General features: G+C 41.2%; 13 protein-coding genes, 1 tRNA gene and 1 pseudogene. 4 read left to right on the top strand and 11 right to left on the bottom strand.

What is annotated here, in order from left to right:
* Positions 1–293: 293 nt before the first annotated feature.
* The 4 genes and pseudogenes from dndB to dndE all read left to right on the top strand — a co-directional run bounded on the left by dndB (position 294) and on the right by dndE (position 5,361).
* Positions 294–1,379, top strand: a complete 1,086-nt coding sequence (gene dndB / locus HYN51_RS12270) for a DNA sulfur modification protein DndB (RefSeq protein ID WP_108902053.1) — start codon at positions 294–296, stop codon at positions 1,377–1,379.
* Positions 1,376–3,009 (top strand): annotated as a pseudogene (gene dndC / locus HYN51_RS12265) (DNA phosphorothioation system sulfurtransferase DndC). The gene dndB and the pseudogene dndC overlap by 4 nt, the downstream one beginning before the upstream one ends.
* Positions 2,999–5,008: a DNA sulfur modification protein DndD gene (gene dndD / locus HYN51_RS12260; protein ID WP_108900290.1), complete on the top strand. Its 2,010-nt coding sequence runs from the start codon at positions 2,999–3,001 to the stop codon at positions 5,006–5,008. The pseudogene dndC and the gene dndD overlap by 11 nt, the downstream one beginning before the upstream one ends.
* Complete coding sequence (gene dndE, locus HYN51_RS12255; protein ID WP_108900289.1) at positions 5,008–5,361, top strand: DNA sulfur modification protein DndE; 354 nt, start codon at positions 5,008–5,010, stop codon at positions 5,359–5,361. The genes dndD and dndE overlap by 1 nt, the downstream gene beginning before the upstream one ends.
* 64 nt (positions 5,362–5,425) lie before the next feature.
* Here dndE and HYN51_RS12250 read toward each other — a convergent pair whose 3' ends face one another.
* The 11 genes from HYN51_RS12250 to lptF form a co-directional block, all read right to left on the bottom strand.
* Positions 5,426–6,631, bottom strand: coding sequence for a DGQHR domain-containing protein (locus HYN51_RS12250; RefSeq protein WP_108900288.1), 1,206 nt, complete (start codon positions 6,629–6,631; stop codon positions 5,426–5,428).
* A gap of 4 nt (positions 6,632–6,635) precedes the next feature.
* Positions 6,636–7,517, bottom strand: a complete 882-nt coding sequence (locus HYN51_RS12245) for a hypothetical protein (RefSeq protein WP_108900287.1) — start codon at positions 7,515–7,517, stop codon at positions 6,636–6,638.
* Positions 7,518–12,626: a DNA phosphorothioation-dependent restriction protein DptH gene (dptH, locus tag HYN51_RS12240; RefSeq protein WP_108900286.1), complete on the bottom strand. Its 5,109-nt coding sequence runs from the start codon at positions 12,624–12,626 to the stop codon at positions 7,518–7,520.
* A complete protein-coding gene (dptG, locus tag HYN51_RS12235) occupies positions 12,607–13,929 on the bottom strand; it encodes a DNA phosphorothioation-dependent restriction protein DptG (RefSeq protein ID WP_108902052.1) in 1,323 nt (440 codons plus the stop codon). The genes dptH and dptG overlap by 20 nt, the downstream gene beginning before the upstream one ends.
* Entirely contained in the window at positions 13,929–15,578 is a 1,650-nt protein-coding gene (dptF, locus tag HYN51_RS12230) for a DNA phosphorothioation-dependent restriction protein DptF (RefSeq protein ID WP_108900285.1), read from the bottom strand. The genes dptG and dptF overlap by 1 nt, the downstream gene beginning before the upstream one ends.
* A 431-nt stretch (positions 15,579–16,009) precedes the next feature.
* Positions 16,010–17,272, bottom strand: a complete 1,263-nt coding sequence (locus HYN51_RS12225; RefSeq protein ID WP_108900284.1) for a tyrosine-type recombinase/integrase — start codon at positions 17,270–17,272, stop codon at positions 16,010–16,012.
* Between the two features lie 197 nt (positions 17,273–17,469).
* Positions 17,470–17,554 (bottom strand) — tRNA-Leu (locus HYN51_RS12220).
* A 137-nt stretch (positions 17,555–17,691) separates the two neighbouring features.
* Positions 17,692–19,212, bottom strand: a complete 1,521-nt coding sequence (locus tag HYN51_RS12215) for a multicopper oxidase family protein (RefSeq protein ID WP_108900283.1) — start codon at positions 19,210–19,212, stop codon at positions 17,692–17,694.
* Between the two features lie 146 nt (positions 19,213–19,358).
* Complete coding sequence (locus HYN51_RS16395; RefSeq protein WP_157953038.1) at positions 19,359–19,613, bottom strand: hypothetical protein; 255 nt, start codon at positions 19,611–19,613, stop codon at positions 19,359–19,361.
* Positions 19,614–19,838: 225 nt separating this feature from the next.
* The gene (lptG, locus tag HYN51_RS12210) at positions 19,839–20,915 is read right to left on the bottom strand and encodes an LPS export ABC transporter permease LptG (protein ID WP_108900282.1); all 1,077 of its coding nucleotides are present in this window, start codon (positions 20,913–20,915) and stop codon (positions 19,839–19,841) included.
* A 3-nt stretch (positions 20,916–20,918) separates the two neighbouring features.
* On the bottom strand, positions 20,919–22,013 hold the full coding sequence (lptF, locus tag HYN51_RS12205; RefSeq protein WP_108900281.1) for an LPS export ABC transporter permease LptF: 1,095 nt from the start codon (positions 22,011–22,013) through the stop codon (positions 20,919–20,921).
* Positions 22,014–22,029 lie beyond the last annotated feature (16 nt).

Below are 22,029 nucleotides of genomic sequence, written 5' to 3'. Positions count from 1 at the left end.
TTTTAATCTATCAGGTTTCCTATCACTGATTGATCGTTTGTTTCGATCGGGATTTGAGTATCGATTGTTTTTGACGATCAATGTTTAATGACAGAGTACTATCAATACACTATAACTTATTATAATAAATAAGAATTATTTACTATAACTTGTATTTTTACTTGAAGACATGCTTAATGATGCACCTTTGACCTAATGACGTAAGGGATAACGTTTTGTGGTATTTTATCGTAAATTACGTAAAATATAACGTAACTAGGTTTAATGAGATTTCATCTCAGTGGGTTATGGCAATGGCTAATTTTGATACAGAGTACTGTTACTCATTTCCTGCTGTACGGGGAATACAAGCGGGGCGGCCTTTTTATATAGCAACTTGCCCTATGCGTATCATACCCAAAATTTTTAGTTTTGATGAGACAGAAGTTCCTCCTGAACTTAGAGCACAGCGAACATTAAATAAAACACGAATTCCAGAAATGGTTCGTTATTTGCTTGATAATCCAAAAGAATATGTCTTTTCTGCTTTAACTGCATCGATCGCAGTTGATGTTGAATTTGTCGAGCATACTGGTTCGAATAATCTTGGAATTTTAAGAGTTCCAATGGACGCACAGATTCTAATCAATGATGGGCAACATCGGCGTAAAGCGATTGAACAAGCTTTAGAAGAGAAACCAGATTTAGGGCAAGACAATATTCCCGTTCTATTTTTTGTTGATGAAGGCTTAAAACGCAGCCAGCAGATGTTTGCCGATCTTAATAAATATGCGGTAAAACCTAGCCCATCATTAGCGACCCTTTATGATCATAGAGATATGGGGTCTGAACTAGCTCGCTACCTTGCCAATTATGTTGAGCCTTTTATCGGCCTTACTGAATTGGAGAAATCTAGTATATCTATGCTTTCTAACAAACTTTTCACTCTAAGCAGTATCAAACAAGCAACACGAGCTTTACTTGGACATGGTCCAAAAGACGGTTGTACCGATAAAGATAAAGAGCTGGCAAGTCAATATTGGCTAGAAATTTATAAAGTCATGCCCGATTGGCAAATGGCCGTTAAAAAGGAAGTTTCTCCAGCCCATCTTCGCCAAGAATATTTACACGCGCATGGAATTGGTTTACATGCTTTAGGGTTGCTTGGGCGTAGTTTATTTGCTGAGTATCCAGAGCACTGGCAACAGCAACTAAATCTTTTAAAAGAGATAAATTGGCGTAAGACTAATCCTGAGTGGGTTAAACGGGCAATGCTACATGGTAAGCTGAGCAAATCAACCACCGCTATTCAACTTACCTGCAATGCACTTAAGCAGGCTTTAATGCTGCCTCTCAGCGTTGAAGAACAACAGCTCGAAGCACAAATGGTCGTATCATGAGTAAATTGATTCAAGCCCATGATTTGGGTGATTACGAAGATTTCATCAATGAAGAGTCTTTTGCTGGCCGTCCTCTTTTTGAGTATGTGTCAGAGGTTCAACGTATCTATTGTGCAGATAAACGGCCTTGGGTAATTGGTTATAGTGGTGGCAAAGACTCTTCTGCAGTTGTTACATTAGTATATTTGGCATTGTTAGGTCTTCCTCCCGAAATGCGGCAAAAGGATGTATTTGTTGTCTCATCCGATACGCTAGTAGAAACTCCGGTAGTAGTGGACTTAATTAAGAAAACCATGTTGCAAATTGAGTCTGGTGCAAAACGTGACGGATTACCAATAACACAGCATGCTGTCACACCTAAAACGCATGAAACATTTTGGGTAAATCTGTTAGGTAAAGGTTATCCTGCGCCAACACGCAGTTTCCGCTGGTGCACTGAGCGAATGAAGATCAATCCTGTAAGCGATTTTATTAAAGATAAAGTCAGTCAGTTTGATGAAGTAATTGTGGTGTTAGGTTCACGCAGCAGTGAAAGCGCCTCTCGTGCACAAGTTATAGCTAAACATAAAATTGACGGTTCACGTCTTGCCAGACACACAACACTATCTAATGCCTTTATCTACACGCCGATTGATACTTGGGATGTGGAAGACGTATGGAAATTGTTAAGAGGCGCATTCCGTTATGCACCTGATGATATTGATGAGTGGGAAAGCCCGTGGGGGGGAATAATCGCCCTTTATGGACGTTATATATGGATTCTTCAGCGCAGGGTGAATGTCCGCTGGTGATTGATGATAGCACCCCATCATGTGGTAACTCACGTTTTGGCTGCTGGACTTGTACCGTTGTCACCAAAGATAAAGCAATGGAAAGCCTGATTCAAAATGGTGAAGTTTGGATGTCTCCATTGCTGAAATATCGTGATCTGCTGGCATTTACTACCGATCCGGTAAATAAAGATACTTTCCGTAACTATAAGCGCCGTACTGGCAAGGTTAGTTATCAGTACGCCAAAGATGGTGAAGACACTAACGCTGAACGTAAGCATGTTCCAGGTCCTTACTGGATGAAATACCGGCAGCAATGGCTGAAAGACTTACTGGAAATAGAGCGTGACATGAATGCGCAAGGTCATACTATCACGCTAATTACTCAACCTGAGCTGCACGCTATCCGTCAGGAATGGTTAAAAGATCCGAATGAGCCTGACTGGTATGATGCATTACCGGGCATTTATCGTGGGGTATATCAGAAAGATTTAGACTGGATAGTAGATGACCAGTCACGTTTTGATGCCAGTGATGCTGACTTACTTGCGCAGATTGCTCAAAGTTTCGACGTTGTGCCTGAAATGGTAATGAAGCTGATTGAACTGGAAGTCTCAATGGAAGGATTAAGCCGCCGTCAGGGGATATTTGATAAGCTCAGTACGATCCTGAAACAAGACTGGGGTAGTCTGGAAGAGATTAAGCAACAGCAGGCAACGTTACAGAAGCGTAACGAGCGGGATGTGCATCAGGAAGGGGTTGAAAAACTGGAGAAGGAACTTCAGGATTTACAACGCAGAATTATCAATGCCGGTGAAATATCTGTATTTACCAGTGAGGAAAACGAACGTGCTAATTAAACAACTGGTGCTACATAATTTCCGGGTATTCAATGGTTCTCATACTATCGATTTAGCGCCTAGAACACGACACTATGAAGATAACTCTCGTCCAATTGTATTGTTTGGTGGTTTAAACGGTGCGGGAAAAACTTCTATTCTGTCAGCAATCCGGTTGGCACTATACGGTCGATTAGCATTTGGCTCTGCGACTCAGCAGCAAGATTATATTAACCAACTCAGTGAGTTAATCCATAACGGTGTCGATACCTCCGAACGTCCGGAAGATGCAGCAATAGAGCTGACATTTACCTACAATAAAGGCGGACAGGAATCAGAGTTTACTGTGACGCGTAGCTGGAAAAGAGGCAAAAAGGACCAGCTTTCATTGCAACAAGATGGGCAACCTCGTAGTGAACTGGATTATGAGCAGTGCCAGGGTTTTCTTAATGAATTAATTCCTCATGGTATTGCCGATTTGTTCTTTTTTGATGGTGAGAAAATAGCTGAGTTAGCTGAGGATGAATCCGGGAATATTTTACGCACTGCTGTGCGCCGTTTGTTGGGGTTGGATCTGATTGATAAGTTACGTAATGACTTAGTAATATTTGTTAAGCGGCAGCAATCTAACCAGCTAGAAGGCTCTCAGCAACATCATCTCGCAGAGTTAGAGACGCAAATTAAAACGTTAGCTAGTGAGGCAGAAATTCTGCTGGAAAAAGCAGATTTTACGAAAACGCGGATTGATGTTCTGTCTAAAGATATTACTCGTTATGAAGGCATGCTGAATGCGCAGGGGGGGGCATTTGCCCGGACTAAAGCACAGGAAAAGCAAAAAGTCGAAACGCTGTTAAAAGATAAGGATCGGTTGGAGAAAGCACTACGCCATGAATGTGATGGTTCATTACCCTATGCACTAGCTCCAACCATATTATCTTTGCTACTAAAGAAACTTGCCGATGAAGCACAGATCAAACAGGCGAGGAGCTTTGAGAAAGAGCTAAATCAGTTTTTAGCTCAGCTAAGAAATGATATTGCTTTACGTTCCAGCAGTGAGAGTAGTACCAGAGTTATTGCTACGGAGGCAATTGCCGACAACCTGAAAGATTACATGTCGACTAAACCTAAAGGCGATTTATTGTTTGATATCTCTGAACGTGAAGTTGGCATGTTACAGCAGTCCATCGAGCAAGATAGTAAAAAAGCATGGGAGCGCTTTGATCTTTACCGCAAACAGCTTACTGATATTGAACAACAGTTAGAACAGGCAGCGGCCAATATCGCTCGAGCACCGGAAGACGATCAATTGCTTGATATTTTTGAGAAGCTACGAGATCTCGATCGACAACGAGAAACTGAGCATCAAAAATATCGTACTGTGCTGGAACAGGCTAAACAGGTTAAACAGCAACAGCTAGACTGCGTTCGTCAGGTACAAAAAGCGCATGATTCCACGAGGAATCAACATAGTTTTAGTAGTGCGTTTAAGAACGCACAAGAGACGATTAATTTGCTTGATCGCTACAGTGAGGTACTAACTCAGGCTAGGGTTAGAACACTGTCGACTAATTTTGAAATGGCCTATCGGAAATTAGCCCGCAAAGAAGATTTACAGCTTTACTCGCATATAAATCCGGAGACGTTTGACGTTGAGTTAGTAGATGAGAAAGGTTCTGTCATTAATCGTAAGCTGCTTTCTGCTGGAGAAAAACAGATTTACGCAATTGCCATTCTTGAAGCACTGGCAAAAACTTCTGGGCGTGACCTGCCGGTGATTATTGATACTCCGTTAGGCCGCTTAGATTCTCTGCATCGAGATAAATTGATTAATCATTATTTTCCGTATGCTAGTCATCAGGTAGTGTTGTTGTCTACTGATACTGAAGTGGATGAGCGGTATTTTGTTGATCAGCTGCGTGATGATATTTCGCATGCTTATGAGATTGTCTTTAATGCGAACACTAAATCATCATCTTTAAAACCCGGCTATTTCTGGGAATTAACCAAGGAGGCGGTTTGATGCTCCCGAATAGAATGCAGCTCAGTCGTCAGACTGAAGAACAACTTAGAAAATTGAAAGGTTATACTGGAATCACCCCCAATGTTGCAGCACGTTTAGCATTTTTTCGTTCAGTCGAAACTGAGTTTCGTTATTCACCTGAACGGGATAATAAGAAATTGGATGGTTCTTTAGTATTGGATAAAATTACGTGGCTGGGTGAAACTCTACAGACTACGGAGCTGCTATTAAAAATGCTTTACCCTCAGATGGAAGATAAGGAAATGGGGAAGGTGTGGGCAGCGCATGTTGAAGATGGGATTGCAGCATTAAGGAATTATCGTAGTTTGACGCAATTAGTAAATAGCCTTTAGCTAGATAAAATGCAGAAATCGATTGCTCAAAAGAGCAATCGATTTTGCAATTAGTAACTAGTTATTAAGCATCTTCATCTTCATCTTCATCTTCATAAAGTGCTAAGTTATCACAAATCATGTCATAGATTATTTTAGCGCTTTTAGATACGGCATCTAATTGCATGAATTCTTCTTCATCAAGATCTCCACCATCAATTATTTGATAATAGTCGTCTATTGATAATATCCTTAAAGCATTGACACCGTATCTTTCATTCATATAAGACAGAATGTCTTTTAGAACTCTAAAAAGAGCTATTAATCCTATGGTTTTATTTAAAGATGATGCTTTATTTGATTTTTCCCACGCATTTGGCCAGAGGGACATTACTGCACTGAAAAAATTAGATACATTTGCTGCTATTACGGAATCTTTCTCAGAGATGAAACTCTTACGTAACGGATATTTAATAAAGTTTTTTTCATCAATTTTTTCAAGGTTATAATCCTTGGAAGCTTTCCCTCCTTTTTCTTTAGCTAAGAAATAGTTACGATCTGATTTTGCATCAAATGTTATTAATCTCAGAAGATTTTCCACAAAAGCTGCTTGTGTTAGCGTCTCATTCAATACTTTCGGTGTAGCGACGCCTAATCTCTTGATTCTTTTTTCAAATGGGCCCTGTTTTTCTTTGTTTAAAAGAACTGCAATATCATGGCAAGTTTTTTCCGGACTTCTGGAATAAGCTAAAGACTCTAAATCATAGACTAAACTCTTATTAACTTTAGTTTGAGCCAAATTAACTGTAGAGAAGACATTTGCTTGTGTTGAAATATCAGCATCAACAAAAACTGTAACTAATAATTCGAATTCTGATTCTTCTCCAACTTCATTTACAAATGTCACATTGTCTTCATCAAACCCAGCAATCCTATGTTGTCCATCTAATATTTTGGCTAGTTTATTAAAATCACCATCATCATTAGGTGTAATAATAAAATCACCATTATCTTCATTCCAAGAAACATTATCAGAACTCATTGCTATTATTATTGAATTCGGAAAGGATGAGTCAACGCCTGAAATGAAACTTCGAATGGCTTTAACTCTAGACTCAATTAATGGACGTTGAATGCCAATATAATCATCAAGTTCACGATTTTCTGAGTCAGACATACGCCGAACATCTGAAAAAGTGATTCTGACTAGATCACTAGCTTTAATTTTACCACAATAAAACTCACCAATAGGCTGAGAGACTTTCAATGCTTTTATTTTTATGGATTTCATCTAATTACTCCCTAACTTCACTATATTCTTCAGACAATTTATCAGCCTGAGAATTTCTTATTTTAGAATATGCTTTTGCAGATTTATTACTCATATATGCAGAGTAATACCATACTAAAAGAGAAGCGAAATATATTGCCCATGCCCATCCGCCGAGTCTGGCTGAAAATATATCCTGCATCCTACCTTGCTCACTTGTTGCTAAAATGGCACCGGTTCTGTAATAAATAAAAGCACCCAACCCGGCTACCAATGAAACGATAGTTAAAGCAAATATATATCCTATATAAGGAAGTTCTTCATTTTCCTTGTTATTACTTGATAAGTTTTTAACTAAAAAGAAAAAGAAAGGGGTAATTAGTGCCGATGTAAATAGAAATACCTCTCCACCTTTTATATTTTCAGATAAAGCAGAGAGTAATGTTATTTTTAAGCACCAAACCCTAAATATAGAGTCTACAATGATAGGAAGAAAAGAACCGAAAAGCATCCAACGGCACTCGCACAACGTAATCGTATGAGCATCTTTGTTAGCTACAAATCTTTCTATTTTATTTTTTAATAAAAAACATATTTTATCAATTTTTGTTAGAGTGGTAGTTGGTAACTGAGAAACATCAACTTCCTCTAAAACAGTATTATCTAAATTTATATATAAAGCATCCTTCCCTTTTCCTGAATGTATTTTGAAAAACTTACGCTGACTTGCACTTGGAAAGTTTAATCCTGAAGTATGAATTCTTAGTTTTCCCCTTACTATAGATTTAGGATTTTTAGCTCCGAACTCATATAGATTCTTATCGAGAATTTCTTGATAAACCTCTTCATATGTTGATGGTTTACCTAGAGTAGCTAAAGCAGATTTTATCGCGTTAACAATAGTCATTTATAGCTCCCAAAATGCCTTATCCCGCATTTTCTTCACCTTCTTATCACCATCAATATACAGGCTAAAATGCTTATCTAATTGTCGAACTTGGCCCATTAATGATTCTTGTTCATTCTTATCATCAACATTAAATACCGCCTTAATATCGGTATTTTTAATCTCTGATACTCGGTGGATAACCCAGGTCAAAATATAAGAGGCGTAATTATTATCCCCAGTCTTAAAGTGAGTGATCTCCTGTGTAGATAGAATTACTCCTACGCCATACTCACGGCCTTCTTTAAGAATTTTACGTAAACTAGGGAAGTCTTGACGCATAAAGTTATCGGCTTCATCAACCAAAATCATTTTTGTCATCTGGCGGTAATCGCCTTGGATTATCGGCTTGCCGCGTTTTTGCATCTGGGCATAAAACAAATCTAGAGTTAGGGCTACCACTAGATTTTGAATTTCCTCTGAATAACCAGACAACTCAATAACTGTAACGCCAGTGAGCAAATCATATAAGCTCACCATATTCTCTGGGTTTGTTTCAAAAATCTGGAAATCAGCAAGGTTGTATAGAGCTGCATACAGTGAATCTTCTTCGACTTTATCCTGCGTGATATACCGTTGCCAGATATCTTCAATTGTTGGAGCTGTTAAGCCCCATGTAGAACTGTCTTTAGCGGAAATTCCAGCAGCTTCGTAACATTCCATCACTAGGGTGATGAGCTTCATTCGTTGTTTAACACCCAAATTGTAAGCTCGGCCCATCGTCTCTGCGAATCCCATCGCTGTATGCCTCGGTAGCATAGGCATATCGCCAAATAGAGATAACGGATTATAAGGTAGTAAAGACAAGCGATATTTTTTTGCTCCAGTTGCTGCTATAAACGCTTCATCTATATAGTCTGATTTATAGTCAAAAATGAGTAGACCAATAGGCGCTCCAGCAACATTATTTGGTTGGCTACGTATAAGTTGTGTAACCACTGATTTAGTGAATTGTGTTTTGCCAGTACCCATTGTGCCAATGATGCCGGTATTGGTATTCATAAATTTGGCGGTATTCGTTGGTTCCCAATAAAGAGGGGTTTGATGTAATGACTCGTGGCCAAATAATACCTGCAGTGGCTCATCAGATATTACAGTTGGTTGCGGCGATTCACTTTTATCTACTGGAATGTTAACTTGCACTGACTCAGAAATCGGTTCAATTTCTAGCACTGCCAATAATTCATCAAGTTTTGCCTCGAATACACTCATTTCACTGTTAGGTTTAAGCTGATATTTCTCTGGAACGTGATAGCGTTCCATTAGCACTTCCCATTGTGTATTAGTTCGTGCTGCAATTAAGGATGAAAGTAGCGTATAAGGTAGCTCGATCTGTAAGATTCGATCTTCGGTTTCTTTCCAGGATGGTTCAAAACAGCTGCCGTTACTGACATGTGCCAATACAATACCGTTAATATAATCCGGTAATTCACCTAGTTGATATTCTCCTGTCAGCCACCATTCGCGATTAGCAAGGAACGGTTCAAGAGCTGAACTATTTAATACACCATAGATCTGCAATTTCTCTACTTGCATTAATATCTGGCGAATAAATAACGCGCGATACAGCTGTGATGCTAACGTTGTTTTGCCCAGAATATCTTGCTGTAAATAACGTTTTAGTTCGCGGGCTTGCTGACCTGCATATTTATAATCAGGTCTAACTCCGGTCTTAACTTCTAAGGGGAGTAAAAATAGCTTGCCATCCTTAAAACCAACAAATAGAACATCATCTGAGATGGCACCTTTGCGGTAACCATGTAACTGGCGAGAGAACTCGCTTTCTTTCATTCTAAGCCCTACGTTGCCAGATACCCGGATCATCTCAGCTACGGAAAGTGGGATCCAGCAAATATCGGAATGGCGTAGCATTGCTTGTGTAAATTTGTAGGCACCGATAATGCCGTGCTTTTCTTTGCGTTCTTTATCATTGGAGCGCAACATTCTCAGTAACCACTCACCATTGAAAGCATTAAATTCAGAAAGTAGTTGCTCACCATCGATTTTACTTTCCTGCTTTTCGGTGTTTTCCATCTGGAGTAATTGTTTAAACAGGCTTACCTGTTTAGTTACGGTGACTGCATCATACCCAGCACAGCTGGTGTATTGATCGGAGTAGTGGATAAGCACTACTCCTTTTTGGTTGGTGAAAAAATCAAGAGTGACTTTAGGGTCTATTATGGTAGTCCAAAGTGAGCTGTCATAAGACCGGGTTAATAACTCTTTGAAGTTGGCACTAACCGCCAACCCTAGGCTTTGACCTTGGTATTGGCTATTGCTCTGGCGAGCCGGCTGCCATAAGGTTCCTAATAGCTTCGCAAGCCGTAAAGTTGAATAAGGCTCAGTATTTACTTGCCGTAAGCCAAAGGCGGTAAAATAGGCATCAGACTGTGTCTCTGAACCTTCTCCAGCGATGAGTCCATGACATAAGACTCCACTTGGTGCTTTGTCTATATTGATACTTCTACAATCTACAGGCGCAATGTTACTGAAAAATGCTAAATGAGCATAAGCTAGCTTTTCATTTTCTGGTGGAGTGGTGAATTTGCTGAAGGTTAGGCGACTACGCATTAGGTCAATTAGCATATCAGCATCAGTTCGCCACGCGCCACTATTCAGGCCTAAGTTATCTTTTAGCTGCTCATAAGACCCGCTTTCTGCAAAATCATCAAACGTATTCTGTATTAGATGTTCGTCATAGCAGTTAACGTGTATTGGTGTCGCGTTTTCTTTTTCTTGTTTAAAATAATCCACTAAACCTATAAATAATTCCTTAGCTTTCCCTTGATTGATTGCATTAATTATTAGAGCACTATTACCCGCACCATAAAATAGCCGAGCATACGCATCAGTAAATTCATTAAGCTTATCTTTGACTAACCGTTTCACATAGTCATGGCTCATACCTCGTTGCGGTACAATATCAATCCAGAAGCGGTTTTCAGCAACGGGTTGTAGTTGAGCATATTCGTGCTCACTGTGATAAACAAATGGCATTAGTCCTGAGGCGATTAAACGATCCAACGTTATGTCGGGTAGTTCGGCAAAAGATGTTGATGAATGCTGCTTAAATTCGGCTCTGATAGCTTCTACTAGTTGTAGATGATAAGCCAAAATCAGTGGATGCAAAGGTGAAAGACGTTCTCTATGTTCAAAAAAATCAGGGTCTTCATGATAATAAGTACCTAAGCGTAACAGTGATTTATCTTGTTCACTGAGTACCTGATAAGGCGCAATATTTAGTAGCACTTGTTCATAGGCTACCAATACCTTGTTGATTAATAGGCAGTAGCTTTCTGACCATGAAACTAGACTAGGCAAAGAGTTATAACGTTGATAATAAGCAAATAGTTCTTGGTAGGCATGATATAAATTTGGATGATCAGTTTGTATGTCGTTAAGTGTAAAAGAATGGTGATTTTTACCAACATAAAGAAGCTGTTGTTCTACCATTGTAGCTTCCAGCTCTAGTAGCTGCAGACGGACACCTACGATGCGATGTTCTGTGTTATCAAGAATGATGCGTTGCTTAGTTCGATTATATTCGGCATGTCCATCTTCCCGGAAAAGCTTGGATATGCGGTTTTGATCAAATAGTAGTGGTAAAGTCAGAACTTCTTCCGCACTTAAGCCTTCAATATTGAAACGTAGGCGGTCTTCTCCTGAAAGTAGCGTGAATTCAATAAGTTCAGACTCATTTGCTAATGTATCAAAATCTAATTGCGCGTATTGTGAACAGTCAATGTCGTTGATGTTTTCATCTAACGTACAAATTTCATCACCGGATTGTGCAATACGTAATTTATTTTCTTCTAATTGTAATGTTAGCCGTCCGTTTCCTGGCTCTATACGGTAGCAATGCTTAATATCTTCTAACCAAAAACTGCCTTTTTGGACGATTAATAGACGAAATTTATATTCTTCAGCACGGTTTCCTCGATCGACTAATTCAAGACTAAAGAAACAGGGATGTCCATCGAATGGTACGGCTACTTTCATTCGCGAATATTTTCCACCGGCACGACTTATTTGCCATAAGCGCTGTTTCTTTAGTTTGTTGTTATGTGCAATTCTTACTTGCTTATCTTGTAAGTCATTACCAATGAAGGTAAATGATAACTCCGCTTGTTGTTGCCCTTGAGGGACTTGTATTAGTAAGCTGAAATCACGTTGTCCTGCCTTTGTAGAGCTTTTTGCTCGTTGCCACAAAATGCCATCTATTATTGAAATATCATCCAGAACTAATTTTTGTTCATTGTTGGTTTTTATTTCTTCACGATAAACGGAAAAATCAAGTGAACGCCAGTCGTCATTTTCAACGAAATGTTGTTGGATAAATTTAGGGCTAAATTCAGACAGTACGTTTTCTAGTTGGTCGCTATATCGTTCAACGCTTTCTGTAATTGAACTATAAAGTTTACGATTTTCGTTTAGTCGGTTTCGGAGCTGCTCTTTATCAAAGTCCAACAGCGCATCATCTTTAAATAGTTCTAATTCAGTGAAGTCAAGATTACCGTCATCTAAGAGAGGATATAATGGTGCAAAGCTAAAAACCGTAGCTCCTTCATCAAGCGTTATCGCTAGTTGGTCTTCAAGCAAACAACAAGATAATGCATAATCTTTACGACCAGGCATAATTAACTCTTTGAGTTTGCAACTGAAGGTTTCAGGATGCCAAATTGCCCCTGATGCTGCGACGTCTTTTGCACTATTAAGCAAAGTATCTAACATGCTGTTATGAATAATCAGCAATGCTACATCTTTGAATGATTCGTCACTATTAGAAAATTGATCGCGTAGATGGGATATATAATTTTCAGTAAATGCTGGTTCACTATCCCCATGTAATACAGGAATAAGTCGGATGTCATTACACAGAATATAATGGAAATTCTGCTCAGCTAACATTATTGAATTTTCACCGGATAACTCAACAAAGGCCTTATAGAGTTTTAATGCATTATTGGCATCTGGGGATTTAAAGTCATATCGTTCCCCGGCTTGAATATCACGGCTAACCCATTCAATAAATGTCTGGGCTAAATAGGTTTCATATAGTTTTACGGACATATACAGCGTCTCCACTATCACTCATTCGTTCAACATTCCCCATACGTTCATAAAACGTAACCAGTGTTTGTGTGGATTGGTTATCGAAATAAAACCCGCGTTGTTTAAAACCGCACAATAGTTCATGGAGTCTTAGTTTCTTATTTTTTCCAATAGTTAGATTCGTGAGTAAAAGTAAGCGATCTTGATTTAAGACCAGTACCTTTCCTGCTCGTCCACGCAGCTGAATAAAGTCACTACAAATATTATTTTCTAATTCTTTGATATATTTACGGTTTACGTCAGCACGGTCGGATTGCTCAGTATTGAACTGCTCTTCAGCCACTTGTTGCAATTGACGGAAAACGCTTTCAACATCCATAGCTGGTTTATCAATAGGATTAAGAGCACGGTCTTGAATAAATTGATTTAGATATTCATTGAGTTTTTCTAAAACAGAACCTTGATCAGGATAGGCTAACGTGTCCTGATAGACCTGCCACAATGGCCGTTTCTTTTCTTTGTCCCATTGCAGCACTTCAAGCATGGATAGAATAGGAAATAATCGTTTGCTGTTATTGGCAAATACCTTATAACCAAAGCGTTTTATTTTTTCTCGTTCTGAACTGGCTTTTTCCGTATCAAGAATAAAAAATAGGCCTCTACTTCTAGGTTGACCTCTTTGCCAGTCATCCAAATTTAGTGCTAGTTGGGTACAATAGGTAAAAGCATATAAACGAAGTGTATTACCCAATTCTTGTAATAGGTATTGGGGATGCTCTGATAGAAAAGTTAGATCGTCCTGAAAACATTTAGCCAGATAAGGTAAATAGGGCTGCTCATCAATAAAGGGGTTTTTCTCAAATGGCTGAAGATTGTCTTTTAGTTCATCCAGCATCTGTTGTTCAATAAAGTTGAGTTGATCCTGAATTGGCTGTTGCAGGTGAAAATTCCCCATTAAGCTGGCAAAAATAGAACTTAATCGCCAGTTTGCTGCGCCTAGGCTGGATTTACCCGAGCCAGTAAACTGTTGCGCATGAAATAATAAAAAAAGAGGTGATACACGGAGAATATCTTTATTAGTGAAATACATGCGTTCTAGTACAGGCCAGAAGTTGGGTTCATCTAATTGAGAGGTAAAATGTTCTTCACATTTTTCTTTAAACTGATCCAAGTCAAACATCTTCATTTGCAGGCGTAACGCATGACTTAAAATAAAACCCGTTACGACATCCCAGTTAAAATCATTATTTCCATTGCGAACAGGTAAATAACTATCTAATAGGTTGCGGCGTACTATCAATTTTTCTGCAATTGGATATATCATGCTACTCCGCCTAAACCACTAATGGTAATTATGTCATCATCAGATTTGGCGGTATAAACACCTTGTCCTTCATCATAAAAGCGGAGTTCGGAGCTAGATTTTGCCAGTTTAGTGATGTGTTCAACCATTTCATCTAACAATACAATGGCACTTTTATCGTATTTATTTGGCCGGTAGCCATGATTGAGCTTGTCCAACAACTCAAATAAATTCATGCTGATATTGATAGAATACAATGAATGCTCCCCAATTTTTAGATGAGCTTGAAAGCATGTTTTATTGGTCGAATTTTTACGTAGGATGCCATCAAAATCGGGTTTCAATTCGACAGGTGCCGTTATTTTTATACCGCCGAACTCACCTAAAAATAATTCATCTTTTCGTGTAATTAATTCGGGGGCTTTACGGTTTGCATACCGCTGGATTCCTGAAATCAACTCTGTAACATAAAATCGGCGTAGAGATTTTTTCTGCTCAGTGTTACCCGTGTAATTCATGTGCAAATGCCATATTTGCGCATAACGTTCCAGTAGTGTTTCGTCAAAATATCGAGCAAATCTCTGATGGTAATTATTACCTAATGATTCTGCTCGCAATAAAAAGAAAAGGCGAATTAATGAGGAAGCATGGGCTTGATGAGGTTGTTGACGATTAAACTCTATGTGTCTCTGCTTGAGCATTACCAAAAAATCTTCAAGTTCTGAATCAGGCAAACCTAGTTCATAACTTAATATAAACTGATCGAGTTCTTGAGTATGTATCCGAGCTGGATCAAAGCCTGAGATCTTCCGAACTAGTTCATTTTCTTCACCTACAAATAGATTATCAAATAAATAACCGGGGCCGAGTAGTAGATGATGTAGCAGGTCTAATAAAGCTCTGGTAGTAACAAATTGATCTCTTATCAATCTAGATTTAAAAAGTTGGGTTATTAGAACGTCCTGAACACAAGGTTCACTTAAGAGCCTAAAATTTGCAGTAACTTTAGGCTCTATACCTGCTTGTTCGTCGTTTCGGGCAATGGCATAAAACCGGTTTGAACTATCAGCTGTTGTCAGATTTTGCAGTAGACTTTTGATGAACCGTGAATAATTCTTCTCCTCATCAAAACGAAATTTTGGATAGTGTTCAAAATCAAAGAAATTATAAATTTCCTTAATGTACGGGCTACTAGCAGTTAATTTTTCTGATAAAAATGATTCAATCGCTGAGCGAATAACTCGATGCTGTTCAGCGCCTTCCACTGCATAATTTGCTAGCATCCCTGTATTAATACCGATAACTAGAGGGCGTCCATCCTCTCTATGATTATCAAAAAGTTCGTCCAATGCATCAATTGCTGATTGTCTTGGTGCAAAGCTATGGGTTGCGTCAAGATGGAAGTGCAATCGTTGTTGAAAACGTTCACGACAACGAATTAGGATTTCTGATTTGCCATCGCCACTACTACCACAAAGAAAGATGATCTCGCCTTGTTTTAGAGAGTCCATACACTTAACGAGAGCTGTCTCAATATCTTGTTTTACAAAGAGTTGATCTTTTAATTCGTCAAATATATCCCTTTGCCGATTAGTCACCGTAGTTACTGCAAATGAAGATGACTTAGCCAGCACGCTTAAAGCTTTCCTGAGCGTGAGTGAACCCATAGCTTAATGCTCTCTTATTTATGTTTTACAGTATCTTATACAATCAACAACATAACCTCTATATCTATATTGATATTTCGAGCTTTCTTGGTCAGTAAACTAACGCTTTGGTTTTAATGATTTATTTATTTTTTATATGTAAAACAGTTCATAAGGATACCTTGTTATTTTCAAAGCGTTGTTTTGGTTGTATTGCGACTATCCCTCAGGTGTGCATTGAGTTCGATAAAAAACTATTACAGCTAAACAGTGCATAGAATAGTAGGGCCCCCAGAGGGGCGTTCAGATCTGATTAGTCATCAATTATTCAAGTATAATTTGTTCTTCTTTTAGATTGAGTTGAAGGTATCTTATTCTTACTTAGTAAATATGAACAAAAAAAAGAGGCAGCACACGCCACCTCTAATATTCAGATAAAATTTAGTATGCTGCTAGCCAGTCCGTTTAGTCAATTTAGCAAACTCAAACGGACTAACTTCCTTCACCCGATTCTCATCCAGATAATCCGCCCACCACTGCACCATCAACCGGCGTTCGTCTAAGTGCTCAGCCTTATGTATATAAGCGGCTCTGACGTTGTCACGCTCCTGATGGCTCATCTGCCGTTCAACTCCATCCCTAGACCACAATCCAGACTCAATTAATGCACTACAGGCCATAGTACGGAAGCCGTGACCGCATACCTCTGTCTTGGTGTCATAGCCCATCACTCGTAAAGCCTTATTTACCGTATTTTCACTCATTGGTTTATTGGCGTTATGGTCGCCAATAAAGATAAGCTCGTGGTCACCGCTAATTTGATGTATCTGCTTTAAGATCTCCATGGCCTGTCTACTAAGGGGAACAAGGTGAGTTGTTTTCATCTTTGAGCCTCTATGTGAGTGTTTAACACCTTCCAGCTCTTCACGTTCTCCCGGTATTGTCCAAAGAGCCCGCTCAAAATCGATCTCTGACCAACGAGCAAAGCGAAGTTCGCTGGAACGGATAAAAATAAGTAAGGTTAATTTTACTGCCAGAGTGGTTAAATATCTTCCCTGGTAATTATCTAAACGTGTAAGTAGTTCAGGGATTCGATCGAAAGGAAGTGCAGGGCGGTGGACTTTCTTGCCGGTAGCGATAGCACCAGTTAAATCCTGCGCTGGGTTGTAGTCGATAATGCCGTTCTGTACTGCATAGCGCATGATTGCCGTAGTTCGTTGTTGCAAACGAGCAGCAACATCTAATCGACCTGATTGCTCCACCTTCTTTATGGGGGCTAATAGGTCGCAAGTTTTTAAATCTGCGATATAACTATTACCAATTGAAGGGAAAATCTCTAATTCAAGGGTTCTAATGACTCTTGCACTATGAGCTGGTATCCATTTTTTATTGCTGCTATGCCAAGCTCTGGCGATTTCTTCAAAGGTATGCGTATTAGCCTGTTTAGTTTTCGCGGTTTTCTTCTTTTCGCTAGGATCTATACCGTTAGCTATCTGCTTCCTGCTCTCATCCCGTCGATTTCGTGCTTCTGCAAGGGTGATATCAGGGTAGGTACCCAGTGAGAACATCTTTTCTTTGCCGCCGAAGTGATAGCGTAAGCGCCAATACTTGGAACCATTCGGATAAACCAGAAGAACTAATCCTCCGCTATCTGGAATCTTATACATCTTTTCCAGAGGCTTTGCGCTACGTACTTTTACATCGGTTAGAGCCATAATCCTTGCTCCTTTCTATTGTTTTCATGGGTAACTTATTTATCGAACCGAGGTTACCCAGCTTTTTACCCATATTGAGAGCTTGATGCTGGTCGATGTGAGTATACTGAAAATGGATATAAAAGCATCAAAAGGCTGGTGGAATGCGGATTTCAGACATAAAAAAAGACCTCAGTTGAGGTCTATTTACATTCTAATGGTGCCTGAGGCCGGACTCGAACCGGCACACCCGAAGGCGGTTGATTTTGAATCAACTGCGTCTACCGATTTCGCCACTCAGGCACTGAGAAGAATGCGGAAAACTTCGGCATTATACCTGTCAGACAACACCGCGCAAGCGTTATCCCTTAAATTTCATCTGACTGGTTCGAAAATAGCCGAAAAGTGGTGGCCTTTCAGCCACCGGGTACGGCTTTGGCTTAAATCACATTCAACTGTCCCATCATGCCCAGCGTTTCATGTTCCAGAATATGGCAGTGGTACATACGCAAGCCTTTATGCTGCTGGACCTGCTTGATGCGAACGCGTTCATAGGGCTTCAGGTTGATGGTGTCTTTACGGCCGATATATTCCGGCAGGCGTGACTGACCGTTGAGCTGGTAGTTGACCACGGTAAACTGCGTTCCGTGCAGATGGAAGTTATGGTCCATATGAGAGTTATTGAAAATCTCCCATTCTTCGACTTCTCCCACTTTGCTGGTGAGATCGATACGTTTTGGATCGTGCTTTTTACCGTTAATCAGGAAGTTCATTCCTGACATGCCTTTGCTCATATCCATGGTTTCGGAGTATTCCAGCGTTTTTATCGCGCTGGCTTTACCCATATTCGGCAGGGTTGCCAACTTCTGCGGTAACTCAGGTAACTGACTCTCTTTCAGGTTAATGGATGCCAGAGAACGGGTGACCTCTTCGGTGGCGCAACCCATTTTACTGCGATCGTAGGCCAGAGCCTGAAGGCTTTGTTTGCCCGTTTTTCTCGGTACAATCAGAATCTCTGCCCGTTCACCGGGCGTTAGCAGCAGGGTGCTGAGCTTATAAGGTTGTTCCAACAGGCCGCCGTCGGTGCCAATCAGATAGATATCCGCATCATTAAGAGACAGATTGAGATAGCGGCCCGAACAGGCATTCCATAGCCGGGCACGGGTTGCCTGGTCCAGTGTGATGTTTGGGTGTGATGCACCGTTGATCAGAACAAACTGTCCTTCTCGACCGTTCATCCAGTCCATCATGGAGTTTGGTGCAATTTGACCATCTGCATTGAGTTTTAGATCGGAGATAAGCCAGTTCTGTACCGGAATATGTGCCAATCTATCTTGCTTAGGTTTAACGATAAATACCCCAGCCAGACCCCGGAACGCTTGTTCAGCTACGGTATGATGCCCATGGGGGTGATACCAGTAAGTACCGGCACAATCTTCCGGTAGAGTGAATTTATACACGCGAGAAGCGCCTGGTGCGACTTCGTCTTGTGGGTTGCCGTCCTGATCGGGTGGAACCGGCAGTCCATGCCAGTGCACGGTGGTCGGTTGTGATAGCGCATTTTTAAATAGAATCTCTACCGTATCCCCTTCAAATACTTCGATAGCGGGGCCGGGGATCTGGTCGTTATAGGCCCAAAACTCGGTTTCTACTTGTGGGGTGAGCTGTACCCGAACCGGCTTGGCCGTGAGGGTTGCGCTGAAATAGTTTGGTTTATCGCTGGCGTTAAGCAGCTTTTTCAAATCTGGCAATGGAAGGTTTTTCGGCAGTGCTGATTCTGGCAGCAGGCTATCGTTGTGCATTCCTCCCATCGGCATATTACCCATGCCGTGATGAGGCATATTTCCCATATCGTGTCCAGAGGGCATCTTTTCTATATGGTGGGGTTGTGCCACGACTTTAGCGGCGGCCAGTGTACCGACTGCGGCGGCTAACTTGGTTAAAAATAGTCTACGATTCATAATATTCCCCTTATCTTATTCATCATCAAAGATGAACAGAGCAATGATGCGCCTGTCGCTGCATCATGCGATTGAAATCTGAATGTTAAGGCGAAAATAGGGACAAAGGTCCAATAAGTCGCTTCAACAGGTTTAAACAGGATGATTTAAACGTTGAGACTTCTAGGAGGATGCGGTTCTGGTTGAAGTGAGCGCGAGTGCCAGGCCGTGACAGAGACACGATAGGTCTCATGACCGATTGAGGCAGCAACAGAAAATGACATGGAAGGAACAACGGAAAAACAGAGCATGCAGTGTGCGTTATCGTCGCAGTGTTCCATTGGGGCATCATGCTGTGACATAGCGGTATGGTGTTCTTGAGTAACGGATGTAGGGGCACAGGCATCATGGTTTGTAGCCATTGCAAAGCCCGGCGCGCTAAATAGCACGGCCAGAATCAAAAGCAATTTGGGCAACAATGATAACGTCATGATGATAAAGGCGCTTTCCCTATTAGTTAATCAACCGTGAGTAGCGGGTATGTTACCTGTGAGTATAGGGTGTTTCAACGCTCTTTAATCTTCTTTAATGATTAGCAGGAAACGCACATGGCGGTGATATCGGTTATCACCGCCATGTGAAGAGGTTTAGCGTTTTTGTTTAAGCAGAAAAATACTGATAATCAAAAATAACAGGCTTGGTAATAACGCACCAATAAATGGCGGCACGCCATATACCAGACTGAGGGGGCCAAAAATTTGGTCAAGCATATAGAAAATAAAGCCGAAGCTGATGCCGGTAACTACCCGAATCCCCATTGGTACGCTACGCAGCGGACCAAAGATAAACGATAAGGCCATCAGCATCATCACGGCTACGGATAGCGGCGACAGCACTTTGTTCCAGAAGATGAGTCGATAACGTGCAGATTCCTGACCGCTTTGCTTCAGGTATTTGCTGTATTCATACAGTCCGCTGGCGGATAACGATTCAGGATTCATGGCTACCACACCCAGTTTGTCCGGCGTTAGGTTAGTTTGCCATTCTTCGTTTAGGGTTTGAGTGCCAATAATTTTATTCGGTTGGCTAAGGTCCGATTGGTCGATCTGATAGAGCTGCCAAGTGTTGCTGTTTTTATCGTAAGTCGCGGTACCCGCGTAGCGCACTGACAGCAGCTTACTCTGTTTATCGAAATGATAAATGCTGACGCCGGAGAGCTCATCTTCCTTCACGACGCTTTGAATATAGATAAAGTCATTTTTATCTTTTGCCCATATGCCATCGCGAGTAGAGAGCAGTGAGCTGCCATACATCATTTGGGCTCGGGTATTACGCGCGGTTTGTTCGCCCAGCGGAGAAATCCATTCACCAATTGCCATGGTCAACAGCACCAAAGGAATCGCGGTTTTCATTACCGCAGAAGCGATCTGCATCCGGGTAAATCCGGAGGCCTCCATGACCACCAGTTCGCTGCGGGTTGCTAGTGCGCCTAATCCTAACAGTGCGCCCAACAGTGCAGCCATCGGGAAAAAGATTTCAATGTCTTTTGGTACGCTTAACAGGGTGTAAAGGCCGGCACCCAATGCATCATAGTTCCCTTTTCCTGTTTTACGCAGTTGATCCACGAATTTGATAATTCCGGACAGGCTGACCAGCAGAAATAGGGTACTCATGATGGTACTGAAAATCGTGCGGCCGATATAACGGTCTAAAACGCTGAACATAGATTAAACCGCTCCTCTCAGCCGGGCACGTAGACGGCGGGAAGGTAGGCTATCCCACAGATTTAATAAAATACCCAGTGCTAAATAGCCTAAGTTGACGACCCAAACCCAGATCATCGGATCGATTTTTCCACGGCCGGCATTCGATTTTAATGAGCTTTGCAGCAGAAAATAGATCAAATATAACAGCATCGCCGGTAGCATACTCACTACTCGGCCCTGACGTGGATTTACTTCACTCAGCGGTACGACTAGCAACGCCATCAGCGGCACAGAGATGATTAGCGTTAAACGCCAGTTCAACTCGGCTTTGGCTTGATGACTGTCTGATGCTATCAGTGAAGTTATGTTGGCCTGTTCTACGCCGCTGTTATCAAGCATCGCTTCCTGATGTCCGATAAGCGCTTGATAGTGGCTGAAATCGGTAATGCGGAAGTCACGCAGTAGCGCGGTGCCTTCATAACGAGTACCCGTCTCTAAAAGAATACGCTGATTACCGCTGGGGTCTTCAATGATATGGCCTTTATCCGCCACGACCACTGAAGGACGCTGGTTGCCTGAAGGGCGTAATTGGGCCAGAAAAACGTCGGTAAACGCATTACCTTCTACTTTTCCAACAAACAGCACGGCGTTGCCATCCTGAGAGGGCTGAAACTGCCCTTCAACCAGCGCCCCTAAACTTGGGTTGGCTTTGGCATTGGCAATAATCCGCTCTTGGCTTACAGCAGACAAGGGCCCTAACCAGAGCGAGTTAATCCCGGCAGCTGCGCTGGTCAGTATCGAAAGGGCCAGTGCGGCAATCAATAATACGTTTTTGCTCAACCCACAGGCATGCATCACGGTGATTTCACTCTCCGAGTACAGCTTACTGAAGGTCATCAAAATGCCTAAGAATAAGCTCAGAGGCAGAATGAGTTGCGCCATCTCGGGAATACCGAGGCCAAGCAAAGAAAAAACTAAGTTCGTCGGGATGTCACCGTCAACAGCCATCGACAAAATCCGCACCAGCTTCTGACAAAAAAAGATCAGCAGTAGGATAAATAGGATTGCGATTTGACTCTTGAATGTCTCCCGGATCAGATATCTAATGATTATCAAGTTAATTACGCCTGTG

The sequence above is a fragment of the Limnobaculum parvum genome (genome assembly GCF_003096015.2).
GTDB classification, from domain to species: Bacteria; Pseudomonadota; Gammaproteobacteria; order Enterobacterales; family Enterobacteriaceae; genus Limnobaculum; species Limnobaculum parvum.
The sequence above is the reverse complement of the archived record's forward strand: the minus strand, read 5'-3'. Positions and strand labels throughout refer to the sequence as shown.